Origin of the sequence: Paenibacillus woosongensis (assembly GCF_030122845.1) — a bacterium.
GTDB classification, from domain to species: Bacteria; Bacillota; Bacilli; order Paenibacillales; family Paenibacillaceae; genus Fontibacillus; species Fontibacillus woosongensis_A.
Window position 1 is genome coordinate 699,458 of sequence record NZ_CP126084.1, and the last position, 16,351, is coordinate 715,808.

At 50.6% G+C, this 16,351-nt stretch carries 20 protein-coding genes; 13 read left to right on the top strand and 7 right to left on the bottom strand.

Annotation, left to right across the window (positions count from 1 at the left end; all coding sequences use genetic code 11):
- Nucleotides 1–5 precede the first annotated feature (5 nt).
- The 6 genes from QNH46_RS03020 to QNH46_RS03045 all read left to right on the top strand — a co-directional run bounded on the left by QNH46_RS03020 (nt 6) and on the right by QNH46_RS03045 (nt 6,557).
- Nucleotides 6–1,232, top strand: coding sequence for a pentapeptide repeat-containing protein (locus QNH46_RS03020; RefSeq protein WP_283926868.1), 1,227 nt, complete (start codon nt 6–8; stop codon nt 1,230–1,232).
- A complete protein-coding gene (locus QNH46_RS03025; RefSeq protein ID WP_283926869.1) occupies nt 1,229–1,768 on the top strand; it encodes a hypothetical protein in 540 nt (179 codons plus the stop codon). The genes QNH46_RS03020 and QNH46_RS03025 overlap by 4 nt, the downstream gene beginning before the upstream one ends.
- Nucleotides 1,765–2,199: a DUF4280 domain-containing protein gene (locus QNH46_RS03030; RefSeq protein WP_283926870.1), complete on the top strand. Its 435-nt coding sequence runs from the start codon at nt 1,765–1,767 to the stop codon at nt 2,197–2,199. Before QNH46_RS03025 ends, QNH46_RS03030 begins: the two co-directional genes overlap by 4 nt.
- Before the next feature lie 42 nt (nt 2,200–2,241).
- Nucleotides 2,242–5,214, top strand: a complete 2,973-nt coding sequence (locus tag QNH46_RS03035) for a hypothetical protein (protein WP_283926871.1) — start codon at nt 2,242–2,244, stop codon at nt 5,212–5,214.
- 10 nt (nt 5,215–5,224) lie between these two features.
- Nucleotides 5,225–5,662, top strand: coding sequence for a hypothetical protein (locus QNH46_RS03040; RefSeq protein ID WP_283926872.1), 438 nt, complete (start codon nt 5,225–5,227; stop codon nt 5,660–5,662).
- A gap of 616 nt (nt 5,663–6,278) precedes the next feature.
- Nucleotides 6,279–6,557: a DUF6809 family protein gene (locus tag QNH46_RS03045; RefSeq protein WP_283926873.1), complete on the top strand. Its 279-nt coding sequence runs from the start codon at nt 6,279–6,281 to the stop codon at nt 6,555–6,557.
- 308 nt (nt 6,558–6,865) lie between these two features.
- Here the strand turns inward: QNH46_RS03045 and QNH46_RS03050 are convergent, their stop codons facing one another.
- Nucleotides 6,866–7,216 carry a helix-turn-helix domain-containing protein gene (locus tag QNH46_RS03050; RefSeq protein WP_283926874.1) on the bottom strand — a complete coding sequence of 117 codons (351 nt, stop codon included), beginning with the start codon at nt 7,214–7,216 and terminating at the stop codon, nt 6,866–6,868.
- A 331-nt stretch (nt 7,217–7,547) separates the two neighbouring features.
- Between QNH46_RS03050 and QNH46_RS03055 the strand changes: the two genes are divergently transcribed.
- A complete protein-coding gene (locus tag QNH46_RS03055; RefSeq protein WP_213591008.1) occupies nt 7,548–7,889 on the top strand; it encodes a metal-sensitive transcriptional regulator in 342 nt (113 codons plus the stop codon).
- A gap of 53 nt (nt 7,890–7,942) precedes the next feature.
- Nucleotides 7,943–8,143 (top strand): copper chaperone CopZ, encoded by a 201-nt coding sequence (gene copZ / locus QNH46_RS03060; protein WP_283926875.1) that lies wholly within the window; start codon nt 7,943–7,945, stop codon nt 8,141–8,143.
- 77 nt (nt 8,144–8,220) lie between these two features.
- Here the strand turns inward: copZ and QNH46_RS03065 are convergent, their stop codons facing one another.
- The 3 genes from QNH46_RS03065 to QNH46_RS03075 form a co-directional block, all read right to left on the bottom strand.
- Nucleotides 8,221–8,592, bottom strand: coding sequence for a peptide ABC transporter substrate-binding protein (locus QNH46_RS03065; RefSeq protein ID WP_283926876.1), 372 nt, complete (start codon nt 8,590–8,592; stop codon nt 8,221–8,223).
- A complete protein-coding gene (locus QNH46_RS03070; protein WP_283926877.1) occupies nt 8,589–8,894 on the bottom strand; it encodes a hypothetical protein in 306 nt (101 codons plus the stop codon). The genes QNH46_RS03065 and QNH46_RS03070 overlap by 4 nt, the downstream gene beginning before the upstream one ends.
- 93 nt (nt 8,895–8,987) lie before the next feature.
- Nucleotides 8,988–10,439, bottom strand: coding sequence for an aminotransferase-like domain-containing protein (locus QNH46_RS03075; RefSeq protein ID WP_283926878.1), 1,452 nt, complete (start codon nt 10,437–10,439; stop codon nt 8,988–8,990).
- Nucleotides 10,440–10,614: 175 nt separating this feature from the next.
- Between QNH46_RS03075 and QNH46_RS03080 the strand changes: the two genes are divergently transcribed.
- Nucleotides 10,615–11,223, top strand: coding sequence for a LysE/ArgO family amino acid transporter (locus QNH46_RS03080; protein WP_283926879.1), 609 nt, complete (start codon nt 10,615–10,617; stop codon nt 11,221–11,223).
- Between the two features lie 76 nt (nt 11,224–11,299).
- Nucleotides 11,300–12,043: an oxygen-insensitive NADPH nitroreductase gene (gene nfsA, locus QNH46_RS03085; protein ID WP_283928334.1), complete on the top strand. Its 744-nt coding sequence runs from the start codon at nt 11,300–11,302 to the stop codon at nt 12,041–12,043.
- A 19-nt stretch (nt 12,044–12,062) separates the two neighbouring features.
- On the opposite strand, the gene QNH46_RS03090 is transcribed toward nfsA, so the two are convergent.
- Nucleotides 12,063–12,842 (bottom strand): TatD family hydrolase, encoded by a 780-nt coding sequence (locus tag QNH46_RS03090; RefSeq protein WP_283926880.1) that lies wholly within the window; start codon nt 12,840–12,842, stop codon nt 12,063–12,065.
- Between QNH46_RS03090 and QNH46_RS03095 the strand changes: the two genes are divergently transcribed.
- The 3 genes from QNH46_RS03095 (at nt 12,822) to QNH46_RS03105 (ending at nt 13,773) form a co-directional block, all read left to right on the top strand.
- Nucleotides 12,822–13,106 carry a hypothetical protein gene (locus QNH46_RS03095; protein ID WP_283926881.1) on the top strand — a complete coding sequence of 95 codons (285 nt, stop codon included), beginning with the start codon at nt 12,822–12,824 and terminating at the stop codon, nt 13,104–13,106. The genes QNH46_RS03090 and QNH46_RS03095 overlap by 21 nt on opposite strands.
- A gap of 135 nt (nt 13,107–13,241) precedes the next feature.
- The gene (locus QNH46_RS03100) at nt 13,242–13,442 is read left to right on the top strand and encodes a cold-shock protein (RefSeq protein ID WP_155611761.1); all 201 of its coding nucleotides are present in this window, start codon (nt 13,242–13,244) and stop codon (nt 13,440–13,442) included.
- Nucleotides 13,443–13,542: 100 nt separating this feature from the next.
- Entirely contained in the window at nt 13,543–13,773 is a 231-nt protein-coding gene (locus tag QNH46_RS03105; RefSeq protein WP_019635379.1) for a cold-shock protein, read from the top strand.
- Nucleotides 13,774–14,166: 393 nt separating this feature from the next.
- Here QNH46_RS03105 and QNH46_RS03110 read toward each other — a convergent pair whose 3' ends face one another.
- The gene (locus QNH46_RS03110) at nt 14,167–15,060 is read right to left on the bottom strand and encodes a response regulator transcription factor (protein WP_283926882.1); all 894 of its coding nucleotides are present in this window, start codon (nt 15,058–15,060) and stop codon (nt 14,167–14,169) included.
- Between the two features lie 22 nt (nt 15,061–15,082).
- Nucleotides 15,083–16,240 (bottom strand): sensor histidine kinase, encoded by a 1,158-nt coding sequence (locus QNH46_RS03115; RefSeq protein WP_283926883.1) that lies wholly within the window; start codon nt 16,238–16,240, stop codon nt 15,083–15,085.
- Nucleotides 16,241–16,351 lie beyond the last annotated feature (111 nt).

The window sequence follows — 16,351 nt, forward strand, 5'->3', positions numbered from 1 at the left end:
ACGAAATGGACAAGCCTTTGGATGGGCTGAAGCAGGAGGTAAATTTTAATGAAGCAAAGTGGTTTAGTCGTAAAGATTGGGCGGAGACGCTTAAGGCGACGTTAGAACAACGTATTGAGGAGTGCATACAAAAATTTAGAGAATATTGCCGCGACATTCGGCAAAAGCAGGTTCAGGGACAAAAAGGCAGCATAAGCTACATCACTTACTCTATGCTGCGAACATCGTGGCTGGAGCGGCATCCGGTCTATCTAGTCGAGGCCGCCGATGAGTATTGGGTGTTTGATGCGGATCAGGTTCAATTTGAATGGGATATTAGCTGGGCCTTCTCCTATTGGAATGACCTGCAGCAGCAGCGCCAGGCTGAAGCCATAGAGCAGCAACTCCCTCTTTCGGAGGCTGGATTAGAGCAGATGATGCTGGACGCAGCGGCGGAATTCCATACATTGATGGTGAATATGCTACGTCTCGCGATGAAACGTGCGGTGCATACTCCCGAGTTCCAAGCGCTGGATCGTGCAGAAACATTTGAGATTCGGGCCGGAGAGTATTTGGATCAGAGCATCTCCGTATATAAGGAAGATCGCCGAGAGCGAGACAATCGAGAGGTTAAAGCATGGCTGGCATCAAAAGAAGCGCACGAGTACGGCTATCAAGCCTTGACGGAGCTTGACCTAGCGGAGGGGGATTATAGCCGTCTGGATTTTCGTTATACGGCCTTCCGTCGTATGCAGATGGAAAATAGCCGACTGCAATATTGCGTGCTGGTGGGTACCGAGTGGCGGGATAGTCTGCTTCAAGGTGCTGACTTCACCTTCAGCCTGATCCATGGAGCTGATTTTAGCGGCTGCTCTCTAAGAAATGCCGTGTTGGACAGGGTAATGGGCAGCGTAAACGATTCCGATTCATGGCTGGAGTGGGAGCCGCTAGGATTTAGCGGAGTGAATTTTACAGCGGTGAGTCTGCAGGGGGCTTCCTTCAGAGCAGCTCAGCTTCAAGGCGCGGTATTCAAGGATGCCTTGCTGCAGCAAGCTTCATTTATCCATGCGGATCTAGCGTCGGCTTGCTTCGAGAATGCCGATCTGACAGGTGCTAGCTTTGCTGGTGCTGATCTGACGGGCGTGTCTTTTGATGGCGCGCGGTTGAGTGGAACTGATTTTACAGGCGCCAAGCTGCAAGGCGTGAAATTGACGGAGGATCAGCTCCGTGATGTTAGGAGGCAACTTACGTGAGATATTATCGGCTTAGAATGGATGACCGGATCAAGCATCGGATTGAGCCTGTACCGCTATCCTCATTATCCATAAAGAGCGGCATGCAGATGACCCTGTCTCAAGAGGAAGATGCACCTTTATTTTTAGCAATACAGCTTCATTCGCAATCCATGTTTCCGGACTTTCTGGAATATCCCGTGCCGCTGGTATCCAATCGCATGAAGGCGTTATTGGAGAAATACAGGCCTGGCATGGAATGGAGAGCAGCCATACTTACAGATTTTAAGGTAGCCAGGCAAGAGGTGTACTGGGTGCTTCGCCCTCCTAAGGAGGAATGCTTGTCTGATAGCACCGAACGGTATCCCGATCAAACATTGAAGCATTTGGTACTGCAGCACGGGAAGGCCATGTCTCCTATTTTCCAAATAGCGGGTTTGATGGAGCCTTACATATTTATCAATCTGGCGCTGGCAGAGAGTCTGCTGCGTCGTCCATTTATAGGAATCAGACTTGAACGAGTAGAAATGGATAGCAAGGAGGGAACAGGTTCATGAAGGAGGCGGCAAAGGGACAGCAGGTGCAGGTGCAGCCAGGAGCCGGCGGGGCCAAAAGCTATGTCGTCGCAGGCGCGATTCTGAGCTGCAGCTACGGAACTCAGCCAACCCGGCTAAAGCGTCCTTTCAGCCATGGGGTATACGTCAAAAATAAAGCCGTGATGAATATCGCGGATTACGTGCCCGGAGAGAATATTTCTTCCTTTGGCAACTGCTCCAGCCCCCACAATCCTGCTGTGCAGACCAGTGAAATGGTTGATATTTACGGGGTGAAAAAGGCTCCGTGCGTCCCTGTCCTTACGATGCCATGGCTCAATGGGAAAAGCGATATGCTGATCGAGGGCCAGCCCGCTCTGACGCAGGACTGCACGCATCACTGCTTATATTGCGGGCATATTCGCATAGAAGATGACGGTCAGGAGCTGGACTAACGGCCAGAGCCGTGATCAAGTCAGGAGGGAGGAAGTACAACCTTGGGTTTACATATAGAGGGGATCGGTTATGAGAGCATACGTTTCTACGGTCCCTTTCAGCCGCAGCATATTCAGCAGTTACATATTCATAGAGCGATCAACGACCATGCGCGCTTACAGATGACAGGCATTCTTCCCGAAGAACAAGGGGCTGCATGGATCGGGCAAACGATGGATCAAGAACCTATCATTATTCGCCAGATCGACGAGCAGGGGCAATCCGTAAGAAGGTTATTCCACGGGATGACCACCCGCCTGTCCATACACTGTATAAGGGGGGTCTATACTTTTGAGCTGGAGGCTGCCTCGCATTCCTATCAATTGGATGTGAAACTAAAAAATCGTTCTTACCAAGAGCCGCAGCGCACTTATGATGATCTGGTCACGGCGCTGGTGCGGAAGTATAAGTACGGGGATGCGATAGATACCGTTACGGACGGCGCCAAACTGGAGACCTTCCTGCTGCAGTATCAGGAGACGGATTGGGCATTTTTAAAGCGACTCGCTTCCCGATTTGGTTCGGTACTCGTACCTGAAGTAACGGCGGCATCGCCTAAGATCTTTTTTGGGCTGCCGATCGGCAAGCTGCATCAGCTGGAGCGGGATGTATTCTACCGGGTGCGGAAAACGTTCCATGAATTGGCTGCCGGGAACCCGGGTGAGCGGACTGGCTCGTATATCACCTATACGATTGAAAGCCTGGAGTACTATGCCTTAGGAGATGTGATTGAACTCCCCATGGGACAAGGTAAAGAGCTTATCGTCGTTCGGGCTGAGACACGTCTTGAGGATGGGATGCTCCGTACGCGATATGATCTTCAAGCCGAACAGGAAATTCGCTATGCGCGGGTTGAGAATGAGCAGATTACGGGAGTTTCATTACTAGGAAAGGTGCTGCGTGTAGAACAGGATCGTGTACAGCTTCAACTGAAGATTGACCCCGAGCAGCATCCTGCCGAATGCTGGTTTCCCGTAGCCACCCGTTATGTGGCGGAAGACTACAGCGGGTGGTATAATATGCCGGAAATCGGGGATCAGGTGGAGCTGTATATGCCTACAAACCGCGAGCAGGATGCCTATGTCACCGAGGCATTACGCCAGCAGCGTGCGCATGGACAACCTGGCGCCAAGGTGTGGCAGCATGCGAAGGGAAGCGGTGTAGAGCTATCTGAGCACGAGTTGACGCTTCATTCCTCAGGGAAGCTGTCTATTACGCTTCATGAGACTAACGGCGTTACTATCAGCAGTCCGGGGAATGTACAAATCCAAGGTGGCGATGTAAGGCTGGAGGCAGGGAAGGGACTATCGCTACAAGCTGGTACAGCGCTGTATCTCAAAGGCGGAGCCAGCAGCATGGTGCTGGATGGCGAGACAGACCTCAAAGCCCCGGTGATCGAGCAGGAAGGGACGGTAAAGGCCCCGGTATTTGTCACTGACCTGCCTCCGGTATGGGAGCCTGAGATAGTGAGTGTGGAGGCGTATGAAGCATCCCAATCATCTGCCGCGTCCCATACTTCATCGGGTAGTGGAAATTCTCCTACAGCCAAAATTACGAGTCCGGCTGCGGAAGCCGCGGCCAATAGCATGCTGGCTACGGAGTCGAAGCTGGTGGGTTCGATTCCAGCGATGGCGGGAATTTTAATAGGTGCGCTGGGAGGGCCAGCGAATAAGGCGGTAGGCGTGGCGCTGCTGGCAACGGCGGGAGTTCCTTTGCGAAGTGATGGGAAAGCGCGTGATGTGCCTGCTAATAACCCTTTGCATCCGCTAAAGCAATTAGCAGGTCTATTCTTGCAGGGACTGATCGATCAGCGAATGTATGAAGAAGAAAGACAGGCTTACTACACCAAGTGGATCTTAGGCAAGATGGTAACGAGTGCGCGTCAAGTGTCTCATTCCAATAGTAAATTGGAATTGATTTATCACTTATTGAATGAGTCGAACCACATCTATCAAGCCTACCACGAGGTTCCTGAGGATGTGAGAAGGCGCTGGGAACCTCCTAGGTATTTTCCTGAGGAATATGAAGAGACGAACCAATTAACTCTCCTAATACAAGAACAGTACAATTGGTCGGATCGATTAACAGAAGATGTGGCAATGGGTGTTTTACAGAAACGCAGTACAGATGAAATTGTAAGAGAAATGAAGCGGAAGCACAAAACAAATGTGCTCTTTGGCTTAGCTCCGATTTATACGAGTTACAATGGAGAAGACGCTGGGATGTCTATAAATGAACTCTACTGGGGCAGCCCGATAGATGTTCCGACAGTAAAGGGCGGCGGATTCATAGGCCCTAGCTTGGGTTTAAAAAAGCCTGGACTTAACAATATGAATACGGAGATGCCTAAGGAGACTCCGAAACCTCCGAATCCGCCGAATATGAGTAATAAGAATCCTGTGTTAGGGGCGGATTGGAATGAGTTTTTACAGTCTAAATACGGGAAAAATGCAGTTGAGTGGATAAGTAAAGGACGAGAAGAATTACGCACGAAAGTTAAGACTAATGTAGAGCAAAGCGCAGCTGCAAGAGAAGCGTCCAACTTCGATGTGCATTTGAAAAAAGAGAAGGAAATTCTTGAAAGGATCAAGAATAAGGGGTCGGGCGATCTTAAACAGGGAATGTTAAATAGTCCGTCTAGTGAAAAATGGGGTGTACTTGAGGACGGAACAAATCAAGGTGTAAAACATTTTGCTGACTATTGGGAAAGGTATCCGGATCGCATTCCGTCTCTTGCTAAAAGGCTTGGAGTGGATGAATCAAAATTTGAGAATTCGGTTAAAGGCTTTGAAAACTTTACTGCTCAGGTAGAAAGAGTAATTGAAAAGGGGCAGATTAGAGAGGTGAACGGGAAGAAGATATACTATTTAGAAGGAGCAGAAAATCCTAAAAAAGGTGTAGTGGTTATCGTTAAGGATGGGAAAATTCAATCGATGATGCCAAGTGATCCAAAATCATTTGGAAAATTGCAATAAGGAGTAGGTTATGAAACTTGGAGGTATAATTGAAAAAATAATCATAGATGGTTATGAACGCCTTATCTATTTAAACGTTATTACCAGACAAAAAAAACTGTGGTGTCACTTAATCCAACACAACGAGTATCTGGAAAAAGGCGGTCAATCACAATTCCTTCACGTAAATCAAAATATAACTTTAAATATTGGAATTGATTTGGTAAATGATTATTCAGTTATTACTAAACAACCAGAGCTTATTAAAGGAGTGCTACAGCCTATAAGCGAATCATCTCATATTATTGCTGTGGCTACAGTAATGGAAAAAGAGGATGATTATACGCTCATTTGTGATATTCAAGATTTAGGAAGTAACGTATTGGTGGAATTTGAAGAAAAAATTAGCATAGAAATCGGAGCAAGCCTACGATTAAAGGGAAATTTAAAAGCAGAACTTGATGAGTAAACGGGTTGGCTTAGGGGTACCAAGTGCCGAATCAATCTATCATTCAAGCAATAACACCTTTTGGGGTGCTTCCCGGTATGGGTGCATCTTAGGATTCAACCAATGATACATACATCACATAGTAATATTAGTTACGCGGCCATTCCACTTAATTATGAGCTAGGAATAGGCCTTTTTTTGCTTGAAAACGGAATTACATCCCAGCCTTGAGTAAATATATCCAAATGATAGTTAACTTGACTTTTTGGCAGACGTTTAATATGTTATTATTGTCAGCCAATAATTATGCTAGGAGGTGAAACGAATCGCCAAAAAGATTGGTCGGCCCTTCTCGGAGAATCCTAAAGAAATACGACTTACAGTACGGCTAGATAAGAAGCATAATGAGATTCTCGAAAAATACGCTAAGCAGAATAAAGTGACCAAAAATGAGGCTGTAAGGCGTGGAATCGAGAGGCTAAATGATGATGAATAAACAAAAGGAAGTGGCGCACTCCCGCAAAAGAATTCGCCACTTCCACCGCGCAACTGCCCGGTGGACAGACTGCACAAATTACTTTATCATGTGTCAGTCTTTCTTTCAAGGAGCAGGAATCCAGTTGAAGGGAAGAGGGAAATGAGAAGTATTTTAGAAGCATTATATTGTGGAGATATTCGCCCTGAAGAAACGATTATGCCAATTGATCCTGAATACCGTGCCCTAAACCGAAAAATATCTGAAGCCATGAAAATATGGGAGAAGAAGTTATCAGCACAGGAATTCAGTCAGCTTGAAGAATTGCTTAATTTGCGAAGTAAGTCAGGATCAATGCACTCTACTGCTTCTTTTATTCGGGGATTTCAACTTGGCGCACTAATGATTACAGAAGTATATCAGCACGAAATGAGATCGTAGGTGATTGAGGTAGCCTTTTTATATTAATTCATATGACATACTAGCGGTTGCAAATAAATCATTAAAAGCTTATTTCTACCTGTTTATAGGTGGGAATGAGCTTTTTTGATTATAGTGATGAAACGGTCGAACTTAATTCACTCCTCAGGCAAAGTATCTATTACGCTTCATGAGACTAGCGGCGTTACCATCAGCAGTCCAGGGAATGTGCAAGTTCAAGGCGGCGACGTTATTAAGATTGGAATGAGTTTTTACAGTCTAAATACGGGAAAAATGCAGTTGAGTGGGTAAGTAAAGGACGAGAAGCATTACGCACGAAAGTTAAGACTAATGTAGAGCAAAGCGCAGCTGCAAGAGAAGCGTCCAACTTCGATGTGCATTTGAAATCTCAGCATGGATATGATTTCCTTTATCGTCGAATCCTCTTCTGTAAGAGGTTCCTGTTCTTCGATGTATGTAAAAAGTTGATGTATTCCAACATTTAATGCAGCAGCTATTTTATCCAAGTTTTTTAATGAAATATTCCTCTCAGCTCTTTCGATAAATCCAATATAACTGGCATTAAAGCCTGCCTTTTCAGCTGATGCCTCTTGTGATAGGCCCTTTGATTTTCGAATATCTCTAATTCTAGTACCGACTAACATTAAGGTTTCTGACATGGTTACACCTCAGGGGAATGGATTTAGACTCTGTGAGTTTAATTCAATCTGTAAAATATCTTGCGAATTATCCAAGTACATTTGCATTACAGAAGATGAGCGCCGAACATCTTCAGCGGCTTATACGCAAAGTAGACGAACTATTGTGTCGGCTTTCTCATAAGGTTAGTGATGCCTCGGCAGAACAATATACCTTTATATTCTTAAAAAAGGTGCAATGAGCGGAGTGAGCATACACTTTTGAGTTTAAGGCTGCTTTACATTCAATACATCTTTACATACCCCTCAGGGGTATAATATAATGATTCTTAAGGAAAGGAGTGATAGCCGTATGACAGAACCTAGGGAAACGGAACATCATTGTGCGGATCCCTCAGCAGATTCGTCCGCAGATGAGAGGCGCAGTCATCATTCCGATGAGCTGAAGAGCAATCTGAGCCGGCGTCTTAACCGGATTGAAGGGCAAATTCGGGGAATTAAGGGGATGATCGACAAGGATACGTACTGCGACGACGTTCTCAACCAAATTGCGGCTGTACAGTCGGCTCTGAACAGTGTTGGCAGGCTGCTGCTTGAAGGCCATATGAAGAGCTGCGTCATTGAACGCATCCAGGCCGGGGAGACCGAAGTGGTGGAAGAGCTCCTGGTTACGGTGAATAAGCTGATGAAATAAAGGCTGGAAGGAATGCTAACCATATAACCGGATGAATTAGAGGAGGAATGGAAATGCAAACAGTTACCTTGAACGTGGAAGGAATGTCCTGCAATCACTGTGTGAACTCCATCGAGGGCGCGGTATCCAAGCTTGGAGCGAGCGCCAAGGTCGATTTGTCGGCCAAAAACGTCACGGTCAGCTATGACGAGAGCAAGCTAAGTGTAGAGACGATCAAGGAAGCGATCGAAGATCAGGGCTACGACGTGGTATAACGCAATACAGAGCTGCCCGGGAGTACAAGAAGCCTTGTGATCCCGGGCAGCTTTTTTATGAAAATCAGATATTCCCATCAGCTAATCCAATTATTAGCCGCCTCAATCACTTTCCAGGCCCCGTCCTTCAATTCCAGCTGGATGGCTATTCCGACGGCTCCGTTACCGGATCGGTACTTCATGCCTTCAATGACGGCCCCGTGCTCGCTGATTTCCACCTTATCGATTTGGAGCAGCACGCCGCTCAGTACCATCCCGTTATCGGTAAAATCGTCACCCTCGCTTTCCTTCAGCTGCTCGAAGGTCGCGTCTCTGACCGGGGCGGCAAACCTGCTGCCGATGTACTCCTCAATGTACTGCTTATCTTCCGCTGCTAAGTGCGTCAGCACGCTGAAATCGATCGCGATGTATTTCATGTCAGCATTCAAGGCTTCGTCGATCGGCATCATCGCTTCAAAAGCCAGACCGTACAGCTGTCCCGCGCTCCCATCGGCTTCGGGATTTGCAGTTGTGTCCTGATCATTCTCAGGCTCCCAGGTTCCCCGGCTTCCGCTTCGAGGTACCCTGCAGCAGCTGCCGAATCGATCCCGCCATCGGCGCCGGCACTGACAGGTTCAGGGCGCTGCTCGAAGGCGGCGGGCTGCGGAACGACTGGCTCGCTGTTAAGCTCCTTTGTATTTTTACAGCCTGCAATGAGCAGGAATATCGCAATGACGCAGGCAACAAGCAGCACAAAACGCATAGTACGCATGGTATGACCCCTCCCATTTAATTAAACGGTACCAGGGTCACAATAGTTGCCTTGGGTTGGGGTATTTTAGCAAAATATGATAGGGATTATACATTAGGACAAAATAGACTCGATGATCTCCGCCAACTGGACAAGACTGCGCTCCATATCATCCAGGGAAGCAAAGGCATATGACAGGCGGATATGCTGGTTCGCGTCCCGGTCGTACAGATGGCCGGGATTGATGAGAATGTTCCGGCGCAGCGCCTGGTCGAACAGGGTTCTCGCGGGGAGCGGGGCATGCAGCTTGAGCCAGACATAAAAGCCGCCCGTAGGCACTTTCCAGCTTGCGATACCAGCGAAATGCCTGTCTAGGCTGTTCAGCATGACGGCACGGCGCTCCCTCAGCCGTTCGCGAATCCGCTCCATATGCTGCTCGTACATTCCGCTGCCCAGCCACTCGGCCGCCGCCTGCTGGGACAATGTGCTGGAGCCGTAGTCGCTTTGCATCTTGATGTCGGCGAGCCGCTCCAGCACGGGCTGAGGACCGGCGATCCAGCCGATGCGCAGGCCGGGGCTGACCGTCTTGGACAAGCTGCCTAGATAAAGGACGTTCCCGCTGGCATCCCGGGCTTTAAGCGGGCGGGGAGGGGGGGCGTCCAGCCATAGGTCTCGATATACATCGTCTTCGATCACCGGCAGGCCCCCGGCTTCGGTAACCTCCATCAGCTGCCCGCGGCGTACCTCGCTCATTGTCGTACCCGACGGGTTATGGAAGGTTGGGATCGTATACAGCAATGAAGCGTTGTACTGCCTGGCGTATGCGCCGACCAAATCGGCCCGCAGGCCGTTCTCGTCCATCGGGACGCCGCGCAGCTTCATGCCCGCGGATTGAAACACGGGAACGGAGTACAGGTAGGAGGGACGTTCTACAAGTACGGCCGAACCCGGCTCGAGCAATCCAACGGAGATGAGCTGCAGCGCCTGCAGCGCCCCGGAGACGATAAGCACGGAAGCGGGAGAGGCCGCGATGCCGAGCTGCTGGAACCGGGCTGCAAGCAGCTCGCGAAGCCGCAGGTCTCCCATCGGCTCCCCATATCCCAGAGGGGGAGTCCGATCCGCCATGCGGCGCAGCACACTGCTCATCTCCAGGTGCGGAAGCAGCTCGGGCGACAGCTCTCCCGTGCCGAGCCGGATCACACCGGGATGGAACTCGGCGCGGTTGATCTCCTGGACGGCGGGCAGGTTGGGCCGATGGATGCCGGATTTGACGTAGTCGTTCCAATTTGTCGGCGGCGTAGCAGCGAGCGCGCCCCACGTATGGTTGACTACCCGAGTTCCGCCGCCTTTGCAGCCCTCCAGCATCCCGGCGGCCGTGAGCTCGTCCAAGGCAGTCACAACCGTGCTGCGGTTCACCTTGAAGGCCTCGGCCAATTTGCGCTGCGAAGGGATGCGGGTGCCTACCGGCCACTCGCCGCCGACGATTTTGTCCCGGATATACTGTGTGATTTGCATATGCAGCGGGGGAGCCGATTGCCGGCTGGGCTGCCAGTGGGATTGCTCCATAACCATCCTCCTTCGTCGCGATGTGCAGGTGCGCAGTGGCACCATGCCAAGTTTTATTTAGTCCTATTATATAATTTGGTTGGTTCGCTATCCATCCAAATGGCTGGAGCCAAACCCGTCTCTTACTGCTTACAATGAGAACAGCAACTTTTGCAGAAAACGGAGGAATCATTGTATGTGGGAAGCGACGATTTATGGCCTGGTCCTGGCATTTGGACTGATACTGCCGCTTGGCGTGCAGAATGTATTCGTATTTAACCAGGGAGCGGGGCACCGCAAGTTTCGCCACGCCCTGCCTGCGGTCATTACGGCGGCTTTATGTGATACGCTATTGATAGTGCTAGCGGTTGCCGGGGTCTCCCTGATCGTTCTAACGATATCCTGGCTGAAAATATTGCTGTTCATTGTCGGCGCCCTGTTCATGATATACATGGGCTGGTCGATTTGGCACAGCCGTCCGGATTTGCCTGCGGCTGGTGAAGCCAGCCTTCCGGCGGGTAAACAAATTGTATTCGCACTTTCCGTGTCGCTGCTCAATCCCCATGCTATCCTGGATACAATCGGCGTAATCGGCACGAGCTCGCTTCGCTTCGAGGGATTGGATAAAGCACTGTTTGCCGGCGCAGCCATTGCGGTATCGTGGGTCTGGTTTCTGGGGCTGTGCTGGATGGGACGCCTGATTGGCGGCATGGATCCAAGCAGGAGGCTGCTGCGTCATATCAATAAGCTGTCGGCGCTCATCGTCTGGGCCATGGCAGGGTATATTGTGATTCAGTTATTTTGAGTAGAAAGCATGAATGGATTGAAAAGGAGAGAGCCATGCGATGAATAACGAAAATATTACCGATGCGATGGAGTCTATGAACGAAACGATGGCCTTGCTGCTTAACCACCGCTCCATCCGTAAATTTACGGATCAGGCGTTGACGCGGGAGCAGGTCGAAACGATCATTGCTGCCGGACAAGCGGCTTCGTCCTCCAGCAATGTTCAAGCTTACAGCGTGATCGCCGTGACCGAGGAGCCGCTTAAAGCAGAGCTGGCCCGGCTTAGCGGCAATCAAGCGTACGTGTACAGCTGTCCCGTATTTTTGGTGTGGTGTGCCGATTTGTCGAGATTGAAGATGGCGGCGCAACAACACCGGGCCGATCAGGAAACCTACGAAGGCTCCATGGAAAATCTGATCGTAGCGACCGTAGATACCGCATTGGCGGCCCAGAACGCGGCCGTTGCCGCTGAGTCATTGGGCCTTGGCATTGTGTATATCGGCGGCATCCGCAATCAAATCGCCGAGGTCGCCAGCCTGCTAGGTTTGCCAGAGCTCGTCTATCCCGTGTTCGGGATGTGCGTCGGCTACCCGGATCAACAGCCTGTGCTTCGTCCAAGGCTGCCGCAGCAGGCGGTTCTGCATTGGAACGGCTATGACGCATCCGGTTCGGAGAAGCACGTTGCACGGTATGACGAGATCATGTCGTCGTATTTGCGCGAAAGAACCGGGGGAGCCAAAGACACGCCGTGGTCGGAGCTGATGGCGGATAAGCTCGCACAGCCTTCGCGAATGCATATGGCTTCCTTTTTGCGTGAACGGGGGTTTGGCACAAAGTAAAGAAACTCTTCAACTACGTTTATATACCGTAAAAACGCTTCGTATTCTCGCGCAGCCGGCAGCGCGCCTCTTCTGGGGCGATGCCTTGAATGGCGGCCCAAGCTTCGGCGACCTTCAGCACCATGGCGGGCTGGGTAAGCTGCCCCGCAAACGGCCCTTCGAAAAGCCAGGGGCCATCCGTCTCCGCCATCACCTGATCAGGGGGATAGCTGCGGGCGAGCTCCATGATTTCTAATTCATAGAGCAGATCTGGGGTAAATGAAATGTAATAGCCGCGATCGAACATTGTTCGCAGCGTATGCTTTGCGCCTTTGAACCAGTGGAAGTGAGCCTTGCGAATGCGGTAGCGCTCCAATAGATCGCACGCGAGATCGGCATCCTCGTACACGGCATGAAGCACGACGGGTTTGCCATACTGCCCGGCAAAGCTAAGGAACCGCTCCAGCAGCTGTACATATGCGTCCAGGTCGAGGGAGCGGCCTTCCTTGGCCATCTGACGGCGAAGATAGTAAGGCAGGCCAATTTCTCCTACAGCGATCATGCGGCAGGCCTCGCGCTCCATCCAGGATAAAAGTTGGCTGACCTCCTCCTCATCTGGGAGGGGGTTCTCCGGATGATAGCCGAAGGCGGGATGAATGATTCCCGGGTACCGCTCGGCAAGAGCCAGGTTAGCCATCGAGGACTCCAGATTTGTGGATACGCACACAAGCCCCTCGATACCGCTGAACTGCATATTTTTCACAATACGCTTGATATCGGCATCGCTATACTGATCCAGATGAATATGGGCATCAATCATCCTCTGAATTCCCTCCCCATTCGTTGGTATGACTTCGCTTACCTCATTATTATATCTGTTCACCCAATAAACCACAGCATCGCCCCTGGGGAGGGCGCAGAGCGGCGGGATGAGTTGAGTTTTGCCTCGGCAGCGGCGCTGTACTTGCGCAAGGATATTTGTTCGGCTGCCCCCGAAAGCCTTGAATTGATGCAGATGGTGAAATGCCCCCTGCCGTATTTTTACAGTTCATTTGCTTTTTTCCTGACGTCAGGATATAATTAAAAATGGTCGATTCAAGTGAGGCATACCTGAAATTCACCCTTTGAAAAGAGTGTCACCTTGTGAGATGGAGCTTTTTTCAATGTGTGAATTTTTTTTGTAAAAATGAACATGTTAATATTTTTAGGAGGTATCCTCATGGAAACTGGAACAGTAAAATGGTTTAACGCTGAGAAAGGCTTCGGCTTTATCGAAGTAGAAGGCGGAAACGACGTATTCGTACATTTCAGCGCGATTACAGGCGAAGGCTTCAAAACGCTGGACGAAGGCCAACAAGTGCAATTTAACGTTGTTCAAGGCAACCGCGGACCACAAGCCGAAAACGTAGTCAAACTTTAATGCAGGCTCAGCTGCTCTTAACGAACTCGTTAAGGGCAGTTCTGTTGAAGATGTTGATCGTGGTTTGTCTATAGTGAAATTACGTCCAAGGAGGATGAACATGAATTACCGTAAAAAAACGTTAGAAGAAATTCCTGAGGAGAACACGCCGGTCTGGTCTTGTACGAGCGAGAGCTGCAACGGATGGATGAGGGATAATTTTGCGTTTGATTACACTCCGGCATGTCCTCTGTGTTCCTCGGAAATGGAGAAGGGGATGCGTATGCTTCCTCAATTGGTGAACACAAACTTGGATCAGAAGTCGCTGCCTAAAGGCGTAAGAATCGAATAGCTAGTCACTGATCGACAAGCAAAAGCAGCTGCAGCTCCAAACAACGGAGCGCAGCTGCTTTTTTGCATACTATAGAGGGCTGAGGAGCGAGATGGTTAGATCGCTGGTGGCGGTCATCGAGCCTCTGGTTTTGCTTGGTAAATGTATTTTATACAGCTAGTTAAGCTGTTTGTTCAAAAAACCATGTGCTAAATGTAAAACATGCAGTTAGTTTGCCTAAATGGAGCGAATTCGCCGAAAAACCTTAAAACTAAATGCAGGTTTTGCAGCTAGTTCCCTCTGACCCGCCCAAAACGGATGAACTAACTGCATGAAATACATCTAGTTACCCTGGTATGAATGCATCTAGTCACCTGATCTTGCCCATCTAGTTACCCGAGCCTAACCATCTGCTCACCCCAGCTGGTTGTAGCTTTTCCAATACAAAATGGCGAGTTGCGTCCGGTCGCGAACCTGCAGCTTGGCGAGAATGTCGGTAATGTAGTTTTTGACGGTACCCTCGCTAAGGAACAGCTTTTGGGCAATCTCCTTGTTGGACATGCCGTCCGCAATCAAGGCTACGACATTTTGCTCGGCTGGGGTTAGTCCTGCTGCCCGCAATTTGCTCTGCACGGAGTCGGCTGGAGCGGCGGAATCCGAGCTGGAAGAGGCTGATCCGGAAGAAGCCCCGCCGGAAGAAGCTGAACCGGAAGAAGCCTTGCCGGAAGGAGCCGAACTGGAAGAAGCCTTGCCGGAAGAAGCCGAACCCGGACGCTGCTCGGACCGTCCTGCCGCATTTCCAGCACTTTGTTCAGCCCCAGCCGCAGCTTTGTGCGCATCAGCCCGGAGCATTCCGGTCAGCTTGCGGGCGATGTCTGGATGAATGAGCATGCTGCCGCTATGTACAGTTTTGATCCCCTCGATAATCCGGCTGGGCGGGATATTTTTGAGCAGATACCCGCTGGCACCGCTTTGCAAGGCTTCGATAATGAACTCATCATCATCGAAGGTGGTCAGGATGAGCACCGAGGTTTGCGGAAAAAGCGCCTTGATCCGCTTCGTTCCCTCCACGCCGTCGCATTCCGGCATCCGGATATCCATGAGCACCACGTCCGGCACAGGCATCCCGCCGCTCTCCAGCTGATTTACGGCCTCCAGGCCATGGCACGCCGTGCCAAGGACTTCAATTTGGGGGTCCATGCCTATTAGCAGGGACAAGCTCTCCCGAATGAATGGATCGTCGTCCACGATTAATACGGATAAATGCACTCCTGCAGCTGCGTTTGCGTTCGTTGTTGTGTTTGTCATGGCAGCCTATTCACACTCCCGATTATAAAATATCTCCTTGATGCGTCACGGGAAGCCGGGTCGTTACGGTAAAGCAAGGCTCTACCTCGACCTCCAGCCTTCCTCCCGCGACCTGGCATCGCTCCCGCATTCCCGACATCCCTAGGCCAGCCGTTCTGCTGTTATTCCAGTGGGGCGGAGACACCGCTCCGTCATTGCTGACGGCCATGCGGACCTCGTCCTCCCCGTAGGCCAGCCGGATTTCGACTGCGCCGGGCTGACCGTGCTTTAACGCATTGGTCAGGGCTTCACGCGCATTTTTATACAGAATGATCTCCAGGCTTGGATATAACGGGTAAGGCTGTCCCTCTACGGACAGCGTCGTCCGGATGCCGTTCTCCCGGCCGATTTCCTCCAGCATCAGGCTCAGCGCCTGAATTCCCGTCGTCTCGGAAGGCGGCTTCAGTCGGCGCACCGTGGCACGCAGCTGGTCGAGACCGGCAGAGAGCTGATCCCGAATTTGCCCAAGCAGGGACATTCCTTTGTCAGGATCAGCAGGAACGACATGCAGTGCGGCTTCCATCATCATTTTGACACGGATCAGGCGGTGCCCCAGATCATCGTGAAGCTCTCTGGAAATCCGCGTCCGCTCCTCGGCCTGGGCCGCGCCTTCCACCTGCTTGCTGAACAGCATTAAACGGCGATGGGTCTCATTGAGCTCGTAATGCCGTCTGCGGAGGTCATCGTATTTTTGCTGGAGCTCGCCCTGCTTGGCCATGAACAGCTGGAGATAGGCGAGAATGCCTGCCAGCAACGATAGAAACAGCAGCACGCCGAACCTCCAGAACAGCGGCTCGGACAGCATTGTGAAGAAGATTGCGCCGGAATGAAGTCCAAACAGACTGAGTCGCACGAACCTGCCGGGCATGGTCGAATAGATGAACACCGGTGCCAGAGCCGACAGGCTGGCCAGTCCGCCATAAATGTAGCAAAGCCACGCTGAATAGGCGATGAGCATAAGGCACCAAGCCGTTAAATGGATGCTCTCCTTCGCGAAACGCCCCAGTACGGCCAACGCGAACAAGGCCAGCATATGGATGACGTACCGGTCATAAGGAGGGTTTGGCAGCAGGAAAATATGTAAAAATCCCGGGAGCAGAATCATCCCGTACAGAAAAGGAAGAAGCGAAGGCTTCTTCATCGTTCTCAACCCTTTGCATCGAAATAAGATGCAATTATTATAGCATTCCTCTGAGAGTTCGGGTGCGGCAAATGGTGACTTTCGTCATTTTATATTGGTGACCATCGATAC